We start from the raw sequence: 16,758 nt of genomic DNA, 5'->3' as shown, positions 1-16,758 counted from the left end.
TCAGTTGGCCTGATACAAGATCCCGCGGGCGATGGCCTCGCGGATCTCGGGTAGCGCCGCCTCGGCGAGCGCGTCGGCGTCGACACCGTGATGCGCGGCGAGCAGTCCGATGAGCGTGCCCAACGGCACCTCGCCCCGGCAGCCGGCCAGCAGCGCGGTGAACACCTCGTCCACCCCGAGGACCGCGCCCGGCCCGCCGGGACGACGGACGGCGCACCCGATCTCCTGCCAGCCGTCCGGACCCGGCAGTGAATGCTGTTCCAGCAGTACCGGAGCGGTCGACAGCCGGGCGGCCAGCAACGCCTCGTCCGAGGTGTCGCGCAGGTAGGCCCGACGGGCGAAGAACGCCTCCACCTCGACACCCGTGATGGGTTCGTCGGTGATCTCCTCGAGGATCTGTTCAGGCGCTTCACCCGGACGCGGCACGCGCAGCGAGATCAGCCCCATGCCGATCCCGGTGATGCCCTCGGCGTCGAACCAGTCCAGCCAGTCCGCGCCGCGCTGTGCGATCTGTTCCGCGGACTCGCCCGCGTCGGCCAGCCACAGCGACACATAGCTGACCGGGTCGGCCAGTTCCCGTTGCACCACCCAGGCGTGCAGCCCGGTGCCGGCCAGCCAGTCCTGCACCCGGGCCCGCCAATCGTCATCCCGGACAATCCAATTGGCCATGATCTGGGCGGTGCCACCGGGCGTCAGGTAGTTGCCGACGTTCTCGATGATGGTGCGGCACAGCCCATCTCCGGCCACGCCCGAATCACGGTAGATGTAGTCCTGGGCCCCCGCGCCCACCACGAACGGCGGGTTGGACACGATCAGGTCGAACCGCTCCCCCGGCACCGGCTCGAACAGGCTGCCGGCCCGCAGATCCCAGGACATCCCGTTGAGGCCCGCGGTGGCCCGCGCCAGCGTCAGTGCCCGCGGGTTGGTGTCGGTGGCCACGATGTCGGCGCAGTGCCGGTTCAGGTGCAGTGCCTGGATGCCGCAGCCGGTGCCCAGATCGAGCGCGCGTTGCACCGGGGTGCGAATCACGGCCCGGGCCAACGACATCGACGCGCCGCCGATGCCGAGCACATGCTCGTGCTCGACCGGCCCGCCGCGCAGGGCGGCATCCTGGTCGGAGACGACGAAATAATCGCGAATCCCGTCCGAATGTGGGCGGATGTCGAGGGCCGCCCGGACCGTGTCGTTCACCTCGAGCACGCCGGCCGCCGCCAGCTCGTCGAGGCCGGCCGACGGGAACGCCGCCTGCACCGCGTCCACCGGTTCGTCGGTGCCGAGCAGGAACAGGCGCACCAACGTGGCCAGTCGGCCGCCGTCTGCCGTCGCCCGCAGCGCCGGCCACCACACGCCGCGACCCATCGCGGCGTTCGCGTCGTCGCCGAGCAGTTCGGCCACCCCGTCGGTGGTGTATCCGGCCGAGCGCAGATCAGCGCCGAGGGCTTCCACCAACAACGGGTCCAGTGCGGTCAAAACAGGGTTCCTTCGGGTTCGTTCTTCGCGGGCTCGATCAGTTCGGGGCCATTGTTGCGAATGCTGTTGACCAACTTGGAAACCTCGCGGGTGACGATGCGGTCCAGGTCGCCGTGCCCGCGCAACAGCCCTTCGTCGATGGGCGCGTCGGGATCCAGCCAGCGGTCCCAATCGGCGGCGCTGATGGTCAGTGGCATGCGGTCGTGGATGTCGGCCAGTGGCCCGACCGACTCCGTCGTGATGATGGTGCAGCTGACGAGGGGAAGACTGTCTTTGGGCGCGCCGGCGGGCCGCCACGTCGTCCACAGGCCGCCCATGAACAACAGCTCGTCGTCGGCGGCATGCATGTAGAACGGGGTTTTGGTCGCCTTCTTGCCGTCGGCGGCCGGGTTGGGCCGCCACTCGTACCAGCCGTCCATCGGGATGAGGCAGCGCTTCGATTTCGCCGAACCCCGGAACGCCGGTGACGTGGTCAGTGTCTCGGCGCGTGCGTTGATCAGCAGCGGCCCCTTGGTGTCGGGCGCGCCGTCGGCCGTGGTCTTCACCCACGGCGGGATCAGGCCCCAGCGCATCGACCGGATCCGGCGGGTGGCCTCGTCGTCGGGTTCGGTATGCCGCCGCACCACGGTGCTGATGGTCGTGGTCGGCGCCACGTTGTAGTTGGCCTGGTCACCGCCGTCTTTCGCGGCCTCCGAGGCCTTGGCGGCGGTCTCGTCGAGCGCCTGGATTTTCTCGGCCAGCAGCGCCGGGTCGGTGGTGACTGCAAATCGCCCGCACATACCAGGCAGGATAGGGGCATGGAACTCTGGCCCGCACCGTCGGTGACCGGTCCGGTGCAGGCCACTGTCACCGTGCCGGGATCGAAGTCGCAGACCAATCGGGCGCTGATCTTGGCGGCCCTCGCCGCCCCCCAGGGCACCTCCACCGTCAGCGGCGCACTGCGCAGCCGCGATACCAACCTGATGATCGGCGCGCTGCAGGCCCTCGGCGTGACCATCACCGGCGAGGACACCGAGCTGACCGTGGGCGGGGCCGTCTCCCCTGCCGGCGACGTGCGTATCGACTGCGGGCTGGCCGGCACGGTGCTGCGGTTCGTCCCGCCGGTGGCGGCCTTGGGTACCGAGACGGTCGTCTTCGACGGCGATGAGCAGGCCAAGACCCGCCCCATCACGCCGCTACTCGACGCGATGCGCGGCCTCGGTGTCGACATCGACGGCGACGGCATGCCGTTCACCGTGTCGGGCACCGGCTCGGTGGCCGGCGGCGAGGTCCGGATCGACGCTTCGTCGTCGTCGCAGTTCGTGTCCGGACTGTTGTTGTCGGGAGCCACTTTCCGTGACGGTCTTACGGTCATCCACACCGGTGCGACGGTGCCGTCGCAGCCGCACATCGAGATGACCATCACGATGCTGCGCGAGGCGGGCGTCGAGGTCGACGACAGCGAGCCCAACCGCTGGTACGTGGCGCCCGGCCCGATCGCGGCGCGGCACTGGGCCATCGAACCCGACCTGTCGAACTCGGTGCCGTTCCTGGCTGCGGCCGCGGTGACGGGCGGCACGGTGCGGCTGGCCCACTGGCCGCAGCAGAGCGTCCAGCCGTCCGGTGACATCCTCGAGCTGCTGGGCAAGCTGAATACCGATGTCCGCGTTGTTGATTCGCATCTGGAGGTCCGGGGCGCGCAGAGCTACCCGGGCTTCGAGGCCGACCTGAAGGCCGTCGGCGAGCTGGCGCCGTCCATGGCCGCGCTCGCCGCGCTGGCCAGCCCGGGTTCGGTGTCGACGCTGTCGGGCATCGCGCACCTGCGTGGTCACGAGACCGACCGCCTGGCCGCACTGACCAACGAGATCAACGGGCTGGGCGGCCAGTGCCGCGAGACCGACGACGGTCTGGTCATCACGGCCGTGCCGTTGCACGAAGGCAAATGGCGGTCCTACGCCGACCACCGGATGGCCACCGCCGGCGCGATCATCGGCCTGCGGGTGCCCGGTGTCCAGGTGGAGGACATCGCCACCACGGCCAAGACGCTGCCCGACTTCCCCGGTATGTGGGCAGACCTGCTGGCCGGGAAATAGCTTGCGGGAGTACGACGAATCAGATGTCCGAGTGCGCTCGGGCAAGGGTTCGCGTCCCCGCACCAAGAACCGGCCGACCCACGCCGACGCCGAAGCGGCCATGGTCGTCACCGTCGACCGCGGCCGCTGGGGCTGTGCGCTGGACGGCAATCCGGACCACATCGTCACCGCGATGCGGGCCCGCGAACTGGGCCGCACCCCGATCGTCGTCGGCGACTCGGTGGGCATCGTCGGCGACCTGTCGGGCAAGCCCGACACCCTGGCCCGCATCGTCCGCCGCGACGAACGCCGAACCGTGTTGCGCCGCACCGCCGATGACACCGACCCCACCGAACGGGTGGTGGTCGCCAACGCCGACCAGTTGTTGATGGTCGTCGCCCTGGCCGATCCCCCACCGCGCGCCGGGCTGGTGCAGCGCGCCCTGATCGCCGCGTATGTCGGCGGGCTACGGCCGATCCTGTGCCTGACCAAGAACGATCTGGCACCGGCCGAACCCTTCGCCGCCGAGTTCGCCGGCCTGGACCTGACGATCATCACGGCCGGCCGCGACGATCCGCTCGACGCCGTCGCGCCGCTGCTCGAAGGCAAGGTCACCGTGCTGCTCGGCCATTCCGGCGTCGGCAAGTCGACGTTGGTGAATCGCCTTGTGCCCGAGGCAGACCGGGCCACCGGCGAGGTGTCGGGCGTCGGGAAGGGCAAGCACACCTCGACGCAGTCGGTGGCGCTGCCGCTCGACGACGGCTGGGTCGTCGACACTCCGGGCATCCGGTCCTTCGGCCTCGCGCACATCCAGCCCGACGACGTGCTGATGGCGTTCTCGGACCTCGCCGAGGCCATCGAGGACTGCCCCCGCGGCTGCGGGCACATGGGGCCACCGGCCGACCCGGAATGCGCGCTCGACACGCTCACCGGCCCGGCCGTCGACCGCGTCGAGGCGGCCCGTCGTCTTCTCGCGGTGCTGAACGAGCCGACGTACTAGCGGGCCACCAGCATCGTGGCGCGGTAGTCCGGCAGCGCGATGGTGCCCGGCGTCTCGGGATACGGGTCCAGCGACCGCAATTCGACGGTGTACCCGCCGACCGTCTCGGTCAGGTGGGTCTGTCCCGGTGCGGGATTGGTGTTGAACTCCAGCGTCGTCGGCTGCCGGCCGTCGGGTGTGACGATGACCGCGATCCGGGCCGCGCCCGTCCAGACGCATGACACACGCGTCGGGCAGCGCGAATCATCAAGTACCCGATCGAATTTCAGCCGCAGCCCCGCGCCGTCGACCACCGCGTCCTGCCCACCGGCCAGGACGAACTCGTGGCCGAGTTGCACGGTGGTGGTGTCGGGCCGAGCCTGCCCGGGCGAGCAGGCGACGGCGATCGCCACCCCCGGCACGACCAGGAAACGCGAAAACCCCCAAAACCTGGTGGTTTTGGGGGTTTTCACCGAACTTGCTAGGCGGCGGCGCGCTTGGCCCGACGGCGACCACGCACGGTGGCGATGGCCGTCTTCAGACCGCGCTTGTTGCCGGTCGCCGGGTCGACGGCGCCGAAGCTCTCGTCGAGCTCGACGAACATCCGCTCGCTCCGGGTCTCCGGGGCATCGTCGACGGTGTCGATCAGATACTTGTCCGGCACCGACAGCTTGGCGATGGTGCGCCACGTCTTGCCGTACTGCACCAGGAAGTTCCCGGTGGTGTAGGGCAGGTCGTACTTCTCGCACAGCGCCCGAACGCGGATCGAGATCTCGTACAGCCGGTTGCTGGGCAGGTCCGGGTACAGGTGGTGCTCGATCTGGTGGCTCAGGTTGCCGCTCATGAAGCGCAGCACCGGACCCGAGTTGAAGTTGGCACTGCCCAGCATCTGGCGCAGGTACCACTCGCCCTTGGATTCGCCGACCATGTCGGTCTTGGTGAACTTCTCGGCGCCATCGGGGAAATGGCCGCAGAAGATCACCGCGTTGGCCCACACGTTGCGGATGACGTTGGCCAGGAAGTTGGCCTTCATCGTCGACTTGAACGTGGCACCCGGGGACAGGGACGTGAGCGCGGGGTACGCGACGTAGTCCTTGGTCAGCTGGTGCACGGCCTTGGTGCTGAACTCACGCACGCGAATCATGGTCGCCTTGCGGTCGTCACGGCCCTTGAAGATCTTGCCGAGCTCCAGGTGCTGCAGACCGACACCCCACTCGAACAACAACGCCAGGACGGTGTTGAACCCGAGGTTGAAGAGGTGGTGCGGCTTCCACCTGATGTCACGCGTGACGCGCAGCAGGCCGTAGCCCACATCGTCGTCCATCCCGAGGATGTTCGTGTACTTGTGGTGCATGAAGTTGTGGGTGAATCGCCAGTGCTTGGAGACCCCGTTCATGTCCCACTCCCACGTCGAGGAGTGAATCTCGGGATCGTTCATCCAGTCCCACTGGCCGTGCATGACGTTGTGGCCGATCTCCATGTTCTCGACGATCTTGGCCACGCCCAGGGTGCTTGCCCCGGCCCACCAGTACGCCCGCTTCGAGCTGCGCAACAGCAGCAGGCGGCCGGCCACTTCGAGAGCACGTTGTGCCGCGATGGTGCGGCGGATGTACCGGGCGTCGCGGACGCCGCGGGATTCTTCGATGTCTTGCCGGATCGCGTCCAGCTCAACGCCCAGAGCCTCGATATCGGCTTCGGTCAGGTGCGCGAACTCAGGTACGTCAGTGACTGCCATATCGACCTCCTTCCAGTTACCTACGCTAGCGTAACCTACTCAACCGTAGGTTGCTAGACAGCAAATTCTATATTTCCCAGATCTGCGGTTTTGTTAAATATCCAGCACGCAGTCGCCGGCCGCAGCCGAAACGCACGTCTGCACCCGGCTTCCGGGTTCCCGTTCCTCTCCGGTCCGCAGATCCCGCGCGTGGCCCTCCAGCAAACCCACCACGCAGGACTGGCAGATACCCATCCGGCAGCCGAACGGCATCTGCACACCGGCCTGTTCGCCGGCCTCCATCAGCGATGTCGCCGCGTCGGCGACGACGGTCTTTCCGCTGCGCTCGAACGTCACCGAACCACCGGTGCCCTCGACCGCAGCCCGCGATGCCGCGAAGCGCTCCAGGTGCAGCCGCACCCCGAGTCCCGCTGCTTCGTATTCACGCTCGGCGTCGTGGAGCATGGCCTCCGGGCCACACGCCCACGCTTCGCGCGTCCGCCAGTCGGCGACTTCCTCGTCCAGCTTGGACAGGTCCAGGCGTCCCTCGGTCCGGGTGGCCCGCACGCGCAACTGGTAGCTCGGGTGATCCTTGGCCAGCTTCGCCAATTCGTCGGCGAAGATGACATCGGCCGCCGTCGGGGCCGAGTGCAGGTGGACGATGTCGGTGATCTGGTCCCGGCGCGCCAGGGTGCGCAGCATGGACATCACCGGGGTGATGCCCGACCCCGCGGTCAGGAACAGCACCTTGCCCGGCGCGGGGTCTGGCATGACGAACTCGCCCTGCGGCGCGGCCAGCCGCACGATGGTGCCGGGCGCCACGCCACCGACCAGGTGGGTGGACAGGAAGCCCTCGGGCATGGCCTTGACCGTGATGGTGATGGTGTGGTCACCGCGCGATTCCACAGGGCTCGAGGTCAGCGAGTACGAACGCCACCGCCAGCGGCCGTCGACCAGCAGGCCGATGCCGATGTACTGACCCGGGTGGTAATCGAAGGAGAAACCCCAACCCGGCTTGATCACCAGGGTTGCCGAATCCTCGGTTTCCCGTCGGACGTCGACGACCTTGCCGCGCAGTTCGCGCGCCGACCACAGCGGATTGACCAGTTTGAGGTAGTCGTCCGGCAGCAGCGGCGTGGTGATGCGCCCGACGAGGGTGCGCAGTGCGTGCCAGCCCGGCCGCTCCTTGGCGCCGGCAACCTTGGGCCGCACCGTGTCGACCACATTCGCCGAGACCTTGATGGTGTTCTTGGCCACGTTCACTCCCGCTCAGGTGGTCACTACTGATCGCGTCCCGACCAGCTCGTCCTAACCTACGGTACCGTAACCTACGCGCAAGTAGCTACCCCTGCAGGCCAGGCGCAAGGGCTACAGCAGCTCCAACAAAAACGGTAACTCCTGAGCGGCGTACCACGCCAGATCATGATCCTGAGCATCTCCGACAGTGAGCTCGGCGTCCTCGTCACCGAGGTCGGCGGCGTCCACGACGGCCACCGCAGCAAGCACCGCCGGCTCAGCCGCCGAGTTGTCGACGTACGCCGCGATCACGTCGGCCAGCTTGATGGGCCCGGCCAGGCGCACCACCGCGTCGTCCAGATCGGGGCGCACCGTCACGTCGTCGGCCTCGGCCACCAGTACCGCGCGCCGCGGCGGCAATCCGGCTTCCTCGCCTGTCCCTTCGCCGACCCCCTCGCCGGCCAGCAGCCGCAGCGACGCCAGCGCCGCTTCCTGCAGCGCGATCTCGCCCAGCTCGTCCTCGTCGCCGTGCGCGTACGCCTCACGCAGGGTCGGCGTCACCGCGAACGCGGTACCGCTGCGGGCCGGCATCACCCCGTCTGCCACGAGTTGCGTGAGCATGGCCAGGGTCGCCGGAATGTAGACGCGCACCAGGGCACTCTAGAGGGATTTCTCGGGATCGCCCATCAGCTCGGCCACGTGATCTGGCACATAGGTGGTGAGTTCGCGCGACGGCCGGACGTACGTCCCCGTCACCACCGGACGCTCCGGCAGCTCGACCTTCGCGTGGTCGACCGCGGTGTACGGGATCGTCGACAACAGGTGCGCGATCATGTTCAGCCGCGCGTGCTTCTTCACGTCCGATTCGACGACGAACCATGGGCTCTGCGGGGTGTCGCAGTGGACCATCATCTGGTCCTTGGCCCGGGAGTAGTCCTCCCAGCGGTACACCGACTCGAGATCCATGGGCGAGAGCTTCCACTGCCGGACGGGGTCGTTCAGGCGGGACCGGAACCGCTTGAGCTGTTCCGCGTCGGACACCGAGAACCAGTACTTGCGCAGGATGATGCCGTCGTCGATCAGCATCTGTTCGAAGATCGGGGTCTGCCGCAGAAACAGTGCATGTTCCTGCGGGGTGCAGAACCCCATCACCGTCTCCACGCCGGCCCGGTTGTACCAGGACCGGTCGAACAGCACGATCTCGCCTTTGGCCGGCAGGTGCGCGATGTAGCGCTGGTAGTACCACTCGCCCCGTTCCCGGTCACTCGGCGCGGGCAGCGCCGCGACCCGGGCGATGCGCGGACTCAGGTATTCGGTGATGCGCTTGATGGTGCCGCCCTTGCCCGCGGCGTCGCGGCCCTCGAAGACGATGACGATGCGGGCGCCGGTGGCACGTACCCACTCCTGCAGCTTCACCAGCTCGGTCTGCAGCCGGAAGATCTCGGCCTCGTAGACATCGTTGGGGATCTTGCGGGTCCGCTTTTTCGACGTCATCAGCGTGCCGCCTCCCGCAGCTCGTCGAGCGCTTCGCGCAGCAGGCTGGGAAAAACGTCGACGTCACTCATGGCCTCACGGTCGGCGTTGATGCCGTAGTAGAGGCTGCCGTTGTACGATGTGATGCCGAGCGCCAGCACCTGATTGTTCAGCAGCGGCGGCACCGCGTAGGTGTCCAGCAACTTGGTGCCCGCGACGTACATCTGCTTCTGCGCGCCCGGCACGTTGGTGATCAACAGGTTGAACTGCCGCGCCGGGAAGCTCGTCGCGACGCGGGTGCCCATGGCGTGCAGCGTCGGCGGTGCGAAACCCGACAGCGTGACGATGGTGCGCGCGTCGACCGGGGTGGTCGTGGTGGCCTGCGTCTCGGTGGCGTGCGCGATCTGGGACAGCCGCACGAGCGCGTTGTTCTCACCCACCGGCAGGTCGACCAGGAACGGCGTCACCTCGCTGATCGCCTGCCCCGGGCCGGCAGTCTCGAGGTGGTCGGTTTCGGGGTACACCGACATCGGCGCCATGGCCCGCACCGTCAGGCCCGTCGACACCGACTGACCGCGGGACATCAGCCAGTTCCGCAGCGCGCCGGTCACCACCGACAGCACGACGTCGTTGACGTCGCACTCGAAGCGCGTCCGCAGCTGGCGGTACTCCTCCAGCTCGTGCTTGGCGACGGTGAACCGCCGGTTGCGCGACACCGTCGCGTTCAGCGGGCTGCTCGGTGCGGTACCCCGCACCAGCGTGCGCGCCATGTCGATGACCCGCCGGCCGGCCTCGACGAACTGTTCGGTGCTCGAGATCATGTCCGCCGCCGCCGACTGCACGGCGGCCAACTGCGCCGTCGGGCGGGTGACCCACTCCCCGATTGCGCCCAGCAGCAGCGAGGCGTCGCTGGGCTCGCGGCCCGGGATCCAGATGTCCTCGCCGAACTCGGGCGGCTTCTGGGTCCGGTCGGCGATGACGTGCCCGATCTCCAGCGCCGTCATGCCGTTGACGAGCGCCTGGTGGGTCTTGGTGTAGATCGCCAGGCGATTGTCGGAAAGCCCTTCGACAAGGCACATCTCCCACAGTGGCCGCGTCTTGTCCAGCGGCCGCGAGCCCAGCCGGGCCACCAGATCATGGAGCTGGGCATCACTGCCCGGAGACGGCAGCGCCGAGCGCCGGATGTGATACGTGATGTCGAAGTCGCGGTCGTCGACCCAGACCGGCCGGGCCAGGCCAAGGGTGACCTCGCGGACCTTCTGCCGGTAGCGCGGGATCTGCGGGAGCCGGGCCTCGACGGTCGCCAGCAGCGTCTCGTAGCTCAGGCCGGCTCGCGGTCGCCGCAAGATGGACAGCGTCCCGACGTACATGGGTGTCGATGAGTCTTCCAGCCCGTAGAACGACGCGTCCGACGCCGACAACCGGGTCACCATGCAGCCGCTCCCCCTTCACCTCCTGAACGACCCCGTCACGGTATCCCCGGGACCGGTCCCCCGCAGCACCGGATCGGCGAATTGGCGTCGAGCACCTGGTGAAACCGGTGCGATGATTTACCCGTCTGCGACTCTCCAGCAGATGCGTCTCATGCACCTGACCGACCGCTGGAGAGATTTCATGACCGCATCGACCCGCATCGACGTCGACCTGACCGCGCCGATCGTCGACTACGAGCCCACGCCGATCGAGACGGGCGCGACGGTCCGGGCGCCAAACCGGCTGCAGGTGGTGGCCGATCCCGAACCCGGCCGCGTCACCGAATCCCCCGCCGAATCTCGGCTCGAGGTCACGCCACCCAGCGCCGCGCTGATGTTCGCCGACGCCGCACTGCGCCGGGTCCTGGAGGTCAGCGACCGTCGCCGGCCGATGGCGCAGCTGCGGCCACTGGTCACCGCCACGCTGTTCGACGCCATGTCGTCGTGGCCCAGCCGCACCCGGACCGACGGCACGGCCGCGCTACGCCGGGTGCGGCTACGCACCGCCCGCGAACAGGACGGGCTGCCCACGGCTGTCGAGGTGTTCGCCACCTTCAGCCGCGGACCACGACTGCACGCCGCCGCCGGGCGCATCGAAATGCTCGGTGGGCGTTGGCAATTCGTGGCCCTGCAGCTGGGTTGAGCGGGTTACCGCCGCTTCTGCTTGCGCGCGGCCTCGCGACGTTCCCGGCGCGAGCCCGGGCCGGCCGCGTGCCGGCCACCTTCGCGACGAACCTCCGCGGACCCGTCCTCGGCCGGACCGCTGTAGGTCATGGCCGGAGCCTTGTCCTCAATTCCCTTGGCGCGCAACGCGGCCGGCGCGGCCTGCTCTTGCGCGGCGTTCTGTTCGGCCTCCGCGGCGAACTGCGCGAGCCCCTGCGGCGCGGCGACCGGGGCCACCTGCGGCGCCTGCTGAGCCTCGACCTGCACGTTGAACAAGAAGCCGACCGACTCCTCCTTCAAGCCTTCGAGCATGCCCGTGAACATGTCGAAGCCCTCGCGCTGGTACTCGACCAGCGGGTCGCGCTGCGCCATGGCTCGCAGACCGATGCCTTCCTTGAGGTAGTCCATCTCGTAGAGGTGCTCGCGCCACTTGCGGTCGATGACGTTCAACAGGACGCTGCGTTCCAGCTGCCGCATGGCACCGGGACCGGCGATGGCCTCCAGGTCGGCCTCGCGCTTCGCGTAGGCCTTTTCGGCGTCGGCGATCAGCGCGTCGCGCAGCTCGTCCTGGGTCAGCTCGCCCGGCTCGCCGACCGCGTCCGAGTCGATCAGGTCGTGGTAGTCCAGGCCCACCGGGTACAGCGTCTTGAGCGCGTCCCACAGCTTGCCCAGGTCCCAGTCCTCGGCGTAACCCTCGGCGGTGGCGCCGTCGACGTACGCAGTGACGACGTCGACCAGCATCTTGTGGGCCGTGTCCTGCACGTCCTCACCCTCGAGGATCGCCTTGCGCTCGCGGTAGATGACCTTGCGCTGCTGGTTCATCACCTCGTCGTACTTGAGGACGTTCTTGCGGACCTCGAAGTTCTGCTGCTCGACCTGGGTCTGCGCGCTCTTGATCGCGCGGGTCACCATCTTGGCCTCGATCGGCACGTCGTCCGGCAGGTTCAGCCGGGTCAGCAGCGCCTCGAGGGTGGCGCCGTTGAAGCGGCGCATCAGCTCGTCGGACAGCGACAGGAAGAACCGGGACTCGCCCGGGTCGCCCTGACGGCCGGAGCGGCCGCGCAGCTGGTTGTCGATACGGCGGGACTCGTGCCGCTCGGTGCCCAGCACGTACAGGCCACCGACCTCGCGAACCTTCTTGGCCTCTTCCTCGACCAGCTCCTTGACCTTGGGCAGCTCCTGGTGCCAGGCCGCTTCGTACTCTTCGGGCGTCTCGACGGGATCCAGGCCGCGCTTGCGCAGGCGCGCGTCGGCGATGAAGTCGACGTTGCCGCCCAGCACGATGTCGGTACCACGACCGGCCATGTTGGTGGCGACCGTGACGGCCTTCAGCCGGCCGGCCTCGGCGATGATGCTCGCCTCCTGCTCGTGGTACTTGGCGTTGAGCACGTTGTGCGGGATGCGGCGCTTGGTGAACTGCTTGGACAGGTACTCCGAGCGCTCGACGCTGGTGGTACCGATCAGGACCGGCTGGCCCTTCTCGTAGCGCTCCTGCACGTCGTCGACGACGGCGATGTACTTCGCCTCTTCGGTCTTGTAGATCAGGTCGGACTGGTCCTGGCGGATCATGGCCCGGTTGGTGGGGATCTGCACCACGCCCAGCTTGTAGATCTCGTGCAGCTCGGCGGCCTCGGTCTCGGCGGTACCGGTCATACCGGACAACTTGTCGTAGAGGCGGAAGTAGTTCTGCAGCGTGATGGTGGCCAGGGTCTGGTTCTCGGCCTTGATCTCGACGTGCTCCTTGGCCTCGATGGCCTGGTGCATGCCCTCGTTGTAGCGGCGGCCGACCAGCACGCGGCCGGTGAACTCGTCGACGATGACGACCTCACCGTCGCGGACGATGTAGTCCTTGTCGCGCTGGAACAGTTCCTTGGCCTTGATGGCGTTGTTCAGGTAGCTGACCAGCGGCGAGTTGGCGGCCTCGTAGAGGTTGTCGATGCCGAGCTGGTTCTCGACGAACTCCACGCCCGCCTCGTGCACACCGATGGTGCGCTTGCGGATGTCGACCTCGTAGTGGACGTCCTTCTCCATCAGCGGCGCGATGCGCGCGAACTCGGTGTACCAGTTGGACGCGCCGTCGGCCGGGCCCGAGATGATCAACGGGGTACGGGCCTCGTCGATGAGGATCGAGTCGACCTCGTCGACGATGGCGAAGTTGTGGCCGCGCTGCACCATGTCGTCGACCGAGTGCGCCATGTTGTCGCGCAGGTAGTCGAAGCCGAACTCGTTGTTGGTGCCGTAGGTGATGTCGGCGTTGTACGCGGCACGACGCTCTTCCGGCGTCAGTTGCGACAGGATCACCCCGACCTCCAGGCCGAGGAAGCGGTGCACGCGGCCCATCCACTCGCTGTCGCGCTTGGCCAGGTAGTCGTTGACGGTGACGACGTGCACGCCCCTGCCCGACAGGGCGTTCAGGTAGGCCGGGAGCACACAGGTCAGGGTCTTGCCTTCACCGGTCTTCATCTCGGCGACGTTGCCGTAGTGCAGCGCGGCACCACCCATCACCTGAACATCGAAGTGACGCTGGTCCAGCACGCGCCAGGCCGCCTCGCGGGCGACGGCGAAGGCCTCGGGCAGCAGGTCGTCGAGCGACTCGCCGTCGGCGATGCGCTTCTTGAACTCTTCGGTCTTGCCGCGCAGCTCGTCGTCAGACAGCTTCTCGACGTCATCGGACAAGGTGTTGACATAGTCGGCGACCTTTTGCAGGCGCTTGACCATGCGGCCTTCACCGATGCGGAGCAACTTCGACAGCACGCTTTTCCCCTGTGGGTCTGGAACGGATATACGTCAGCGGGTTAGACGTGACCATCGTAGGTGACCGGGGGAATCGGCAGATAAGAGTGCGCCCCCGGCGGTTCGGCCGGGGGCGCAGCACTGGAAACTCAGGACAGGCGGATCAATCCGTAGTCGTAGGCGTGTCTGCGGTAGACCACCGTCGGCCGATCGCTCTCCTTGTCATGGAACAGGAAGAAGTCGTGTCCGACCAGCTCCATCTCGTACAGCGCGTCGTCGACCGTCATCGGGTTGGCCGGGTGCTCCTTCACGCGGACCACCTGGCCCGGAACGTGGTCATCGACCTCGGCGGTGGCCGCCTGGTTCGGCACCTCGGGCAGATCCTCGGGCGGGACGATGGACGTCGCTTCGGCCAGACCCACCGGGGTCTTGTCGCCGTAGTGAATCTTGCGACGGTCCTTGCTGCGCCTGAGCCGATTCTCGAGTTTGCCGACGGCCGATTCGAGGGCCGCGTAGAAGCTGTCCGCGCAGCCTTCGCCGCGAACGACCGGCCCGCGCCCGCGTGCCGTGATCTCGACATGCTGGCAGTTCTTGCGCTGGCGCCGGTTCTTCTCGTGGTCGAGTTCGACGTCGAAAAGGTAGATGGTGCGATCGAAGCGCTCCAATCGAGCGAGCTTCTCGGAAACGTAGATGCGGAAGTGTTCGGGGACCTCGACGTTGCGGCCCTTGACGACGACGTCGGCGTGCGGTTCGGGCGCAGGCTCGGCATCGTCGGCAAACATGGTCGAGCGGGCAGAATCCACGGATTGGGTTGTCATGCTTAGCAACTCGCTTCTCTCTCGCAGTGCACGTGTGTCTCTTCTTGCACACGGTCTGAACTACGCGCCGAGCGGGTCTGCAAGTCGCCGCAGCCCGGCGCAAGGTGTTGAGTACTCACCTCCTACCGCTGTCAGCGATTTGGTACCGAGTGAATATGTCGGTACCGCCGTGAGGCTTCACGGGTGGTTGCAGCCGACGGTAGTCCGAGTTCACCTAGTCGTGCCACCGATTTCGCATACCGGTTTTGAGAACTTCATATCGAGTTGATGTAGGTACTGCTCCGGCCGTGTCGCACCGCCCAGAGGCTCACGCGTGCGCTATTGCGAGCACCGCCGCCACCTGCGTTCCGGATGTTTGCAGGACCCGAACCGCCTCGGCTGCCGTCGTACCCGTCGTCACCACGTCGTCGAACACCACCACCTCCCCGCGCACCGGAGAACGCAGCCGCACCCGGCCCCGGATGTTGCGCTGTCTTTGTGCGCTGGAGAGTCCGACGGAGTCTCTGGTGAAGGCCCGCATCGCCAACGCCGGTTCCACCGTCACGCCCGGTAGACCCGCGGCCGCGGCGCGGGCGATCTTCGCGACGGGGTCGCCGCCGCGGCGTCGGGCGGCCAGGCTCCGGGTCGGCGCGGGAACCACCGTCAGCGGCGGCACGATCAGGCCCCAGACGATCAGGGTCCGCATCGCCGTGGCGACCGCGTCGGCCAGCGGCCCGACGAGGTCTGTTCGGCCGTGTTCCTTGAGGCCCACGATGGCCCGTCGTCTGGCCCCGGCGTAGCGCCCGAGCGCCAAGACCGGAACCCCGGGGTCCTCCCGCGGCGAGACGACGTGCGGCTCGTCGGGGCGGACGGTCAGTTCCGCCGCGCAGGCCGGACACCAGCGGGTCGACGGCGCACCGCAGCCACCGCATTCGACGGGCAGAACCAGGTCGAGCATGGCGCCAGCATTGCGCGGGGGTACGACACCAGTTGGTGCCGGTTCACCCCCGCTTCTGGCCATATGCTGGGAATCAGCTGAATGGGGGGGTACATGGGGCGGCTCGAAGTTGAGGTGTCGGCGTTGACGGCTGCCTCGCAACGGTTCAAAGACGCGGCGCAGCAACTGCAGGACGCGCTGTCCAGCGTGGATTTGGAAACCACCCAGTTGTTGGGGTCGGGCTGGAAAGGTGGCGCGGCAACAGCTTTCGGGACGGCATGGGACGGCTGGCACAACGGTGCGGGCCAGGTCGTGCGCGGGTTGCAGTCGATGGGCGACATGCTGTCGCTGGCCGGCAAGGAATACGCCAAGACCGACTCCGACAGCGCGGGAGCGTTGCGATCGGCAATGGGAGGCGGCGGTGGTGCTGCCGGCGGCGGTGGTTCCGGCAGTGGTTCGGGCCCCAGTGCTGGTTCCGGTTCGGGTGCAGGTGCGGCCGCGTCTGGTAGTTCGTCTGGCGGCGCTGGTGGAGCCGAGCAGTTGGCGAGTCTGGCCCAGCAGATGGTTGGCGCGCTGGGACAGGTCGGCCAGGCGGCCGGCGGGTTGTCCGGGGCCGCCGGCCAGGCCGCTCAGTTGGCCACCGGGATCGTGCAGGCCGCGACCCAAGCCGCGGCGCAGGGCCAGCAAGGTGGCGCGGAGTCCGCCGGCAAGGATGCTGCCGACGAAGGCAAGGCCGGTGAAGACGAAAACGACAGGGACAAGGACAAGGACGAGAAGGACAAGGCCGAGGACGATCGCGACGGCGAATCCGAGGGCGCTGCAGGGCCTTCGGATGAGCAGCCTGGATTGAAAGCTCCCGTCGTCGACGGCCCGCCCGATGTCACAACGCCCGTTGAGTCACATCCAGTCCGGCCGCAGACGCGACCCGCTGACGGCCCGGAGGTGTGAGCGTGCTTGTCGTCGATTTCGCGGCCATGGAGGGCGCGATCACCCATCTGGAGCAGTTCGGGAAAACCGTCCAAGAAGTCTTGGAGGACGTCGACCAGGCGATGGCGGTGTTGCACGCGACCTGGCATGGCGAGGCCTCGGACGCCCAGGCCCAGTTTCAGCAGCAGTGGGAGGACGGCGCACGCCTGATGAACGAGCAGCTGACGAAGTTGAAGGGCGTTCTGGCCGGGGCGAAGAAGAACTACACCGACGCCGCCTCCCGAAACGGAGAGATGTGGGATTAGT

General features: G+C 67.8%; 16 protein-coding genes. 5 read left to right on the top strand and 11 right to left on the bottom strand.

Annotation, left to right across the window (positions count from 1 at the left end; translation table 11 throughout):
- Nucleotides 1-1,470, bottom strand: a complete 1,470-nt coding sequence (locus H289_RS0121795; RefSeq protein WP_020102952.1) for a DUF7059 domain-containing protein — start codon at nt 1,468-1,470, stop codon at nt 1-3.
- A complete protein-coding gene (locus H289_RS0121790; protein WP_020102951.1) occupies nt 1,467-2,249 on the bottom strand; it encodes an SOS response-associated peptidase in 783 nt (260 codons plus the stop codon). Before H289_RS0121790 ends, H289_RS0121795 begins: the two co-directional genes overlap by 4 nt.
- Before the next feature lie 18 nt (nt 2,250-2,267).
- On the opposite strand from H289_RS0121790, the gene aroA reads away from it, so the two are divergent.
- Nucleotides 2,268-3,542, top strand: coding sequence for a 3-phosphoshikimate 1-carboxyvinyltransferase (gene aroA, locus H289_RS0121785; protein ID WP_020102950.1), 1,275 nt, complete (start codon nt 2,268-2,270; stop codon nt 3,540-3,542).
- Between the two features lies 1 nt (nt 3,543).
- Nucleotides 3,544-4,521, top strand: a complete 978-nt coding sequence (rsgA, locus tag H289_RS0121780; protein ID WP_029105567.1) for a ribosome small subunit-dependent GTPase A — start codon at nt 3,544-3,546, stop codon at nt 4,519-4,521.
- On the opposite strand, the gene H289_RS0121775 is transcribed toward rsgA, so the two are convergent.
- The 6 genes from H289_RS0121775 to H289_RS0121750 form a co-directional block, all read right to left on the bottom strand.
- Nucleotides 4,518-4,973 (bottom strand): hypothetical protein, encoded by a 456-nt coding sequence (locus tag H289_RS0121775; protein WP_231388097.1) that lies wholly within the window; start codon nt 4,971-4,973, stop codon nt 4,518-4,520. The two genes, rsgA and H289_RS0121775, sit on opposite strands and share 4 nt — an antisense overlap.
- Before the next feature lie 8 nt (nt 4,974-4,981).
- Nucleotides 4,982-6,235 (bottom strand): fatty acid desaturase family protein, encoded by a 1,254-nt coding sequence (locus H289_RS0121770; protein WP_020102947.1) that lies wholly within the window; start codon nt 6,233-6,235, stop codon nt 4,982-4,984.
- 93 nt (nt 6,236-6,328) lie between these two features.
- The gene (locus H289_RS0121765; protein ID WP_029105566.1) at nt 6,329-7,471 is read right to left on the bottom strand and encodes a ferredoxin reductase; all 1,143 of its coding nucleotides are present in this window, start codon (nt 7,469-7,471) and stop codon (nt 6,329-6,331) included.
- Nucleotides 7,472-7,582: 111 nt separating this feature from the next.
- Nucleotides 7,583-8,104 (bottom strand): DUF6912 family protein, encoded by a 522-nt coding sequence (locus H289_RS0121760; RefSeq protein ID WP_155944210.1) that lies wholly within the window; start codon nt 8,102-8,104, stop codon nt 7,583-7,585.
- Nucleotides 8,105-8,110: 6 nt separating this feature from the next.
- On the bottom strand, nt 8,111-8,944 hold the full coding sequence (gene ppk2, locus H289_RS0121755; RefSeq protein WP_020102944.1) for a polyphosphate kinase 2: 834 nt from the start codon (nt 8,942-8,944) through the stop codon (nt 8,111-8,113).
- Nucleotides 8,944-10,356, bottom strand: coding sequence for a WS/DGAT/MGAT family O-acyltransferase (locus H289_RS0121750; protein ID WP_020102943.1), 1,413 nt, complete (start codon nt 10,354-10,356; stop codon nt 8,944-8,946). The genes ppk2 and H289_RS0121750 overlap by 1 nt, the downstream gene beginning before the upstream one ends.
- A gap of 181 nt (nt 10,357-10,537) precedes the next feature.
- Between H289_RS0121750 and H289_RS33755 the strand changes: the two genes are divergently transcribed.
- Nucleotides 10,538-11,038, top strand: a complete 501-nt coding sequence (locus tag H289_RS33755; protein WP_231388096.1) for an Rv3235 family protein — start codon at nt 10,538-10,540, stop codon at nt 11,036-11,038.
- A 5-nt stretch (nt 11,039-11,043) separates the two neighbouring features.
- On the opposite strand, the gene secA is transcribed toward H289_RS33755, so the two are convergent.
- From secA to H289_RS0121730, 3 genes are all read right to left on the bottom strand, one after another.
- Nucleotides 11,044-13,812 carry a preprotein translocase subunit SecA gene (gene secA / locus H289_RS0121740; protein WP_020102941.1) on the bottom strand — a complete coding sequence of 923 codons (2,769 nt, stop codon included), beginning with the start codon at nt 13,810-13,812 and terminating at the stop codon, nt 11,044-11,046.
- Between the two features lie 128 nt (nt 13,813-13,940).
- Nucleotides 13,941-14,573 carry a ribosome hibernation-promoting factor, HPF/YfiA family gene (hpf, locus tag H289_RS0121735; protein WP_020102940.1) on the bottom strand — a complete coding sequence of 211 codons (633 nt, stop codon included), beginning with the start codon at nt 14,571-14,573 and terminating at the stop codon, nt 13,941-13,943.
- A gap of 343 nt (nt 14,574-14,916) precedes the next feature.
- Nucleotides 14,917-15,546: a ComF family protein gene (locus H289_RS0121730; RefSeq protein ID WP_020102939.1), complete on the bottom strand. Its 630-nt coding sequence runs from the start codon at nt 15,544-15,546 to the stop codon at nt 14,917-14,919.
- A gap of 93 nt (nt 15,547-15,639) precedes the next feature.
- Between H289_RS0121730 and H289_RS31005 the strand changes: the two genes are divergently transcribed.
- Complete coding sequence (locus tag H289_RS31005) at nt 15,640-16,473, top strand: WXG100 family type VII secretion target (protein ID WP_020102938.1); 834 nt, start codon at nt 15,640-15,642, stop codon at nt 16,471-16,473.
- Between the two features lie 2 nt (nt 16,474-16,475).
- Nucleotides 16,476-16,757, top strand: a complete 282-nt coding sequence (locus H289_RS0121720; RefSeq protein WP_231388095.1) for a WXG100 family type VII secretion target — start codon at nt 16,476-16,478, stop codon at nt 16,755-16,757.
- Nucleotide 16,758: the final 1 nt, after the last annotated feature.

Origin of the sequence: Mycobacterium sp. 360MFTsu5.1, assembly GCF_000383495.1 — a bacterium.
GTDB lineage: Bacteria > Actinomycetota > Actinomycetes > Mycobacteriales > Mycobacteriaceae > Mycobacterium > Mycobacterium mucogenicum_B.
Note: the sequence above shows the minus strand (reverse complement) of the source record. Positions and strands in the feature narration are given on the sequence as shown.

Bases quoted from the DNA above. Each gene is read 5' to 3' on its own strand.
- H289_RS0121770 (WP_020102947.1), bottom strand. From the start codon at position 6,235: ATGGCAGTCACTGACGTACCTGAGTTCGCGCACCTGACCGAAGCCGAT.
- H289_RS0121790 (WP_020102951.1), bottom strand. From the start codon at position 2,249: ATGTGCGGGCGATTTGCAGTCACCACCGACCCGGCGCTGCTGGCCGAG.
- H289_RS0121750 (WP_020102943.1), bottom strand. From the start codon at position 10,356: ATGGTGACCCGGTTGTCGGCGTCGGACGCGTCGTTCTACGGGCTGGAA.
- H289_RS31005 (WP_020102938.1), top strand. From the start codon at position 15,640: ATGGGGCGGCTCGAAGTTGAGGTGTCGGCGTTGACGGCTGCCTCGCAA.
- hpf (WP_020102940.1), bottom strand. From the start codon at position 14,573: ATGTTTGCCGACGATGCCGAGCCTGCGCCCGAACCGCACGCCGACGTC.
- H289_RS33755 (WP_231388096.1), top strand. From the start codon at position 10,538: ATGACCGCATCGACCCGCATCGACGTCGACCTGACCGCGCCGATCGTC.
- aroA (WP_020102950.1), top strand. From the start codon at position 2,268: ATGGAACTCTGGCCCGCACCGTCGGTGACCGGTCCGGTGCAGGCCACT.
- ppk2 (WP_020102944.1), bottom strand. From the start codon at position 8,944: ATGACGTCGAAAAAGCGGACCCGCAAGATCCCCAACGATGTCTACGAG.
- H289_RS0121730 (WP_020102939.1), bottom strand. From the start codon at position 15,546: ATGCTCGACCTGGTTCTGCCCGTCGAATGCGGTGGCTGCGGTGCGCCG.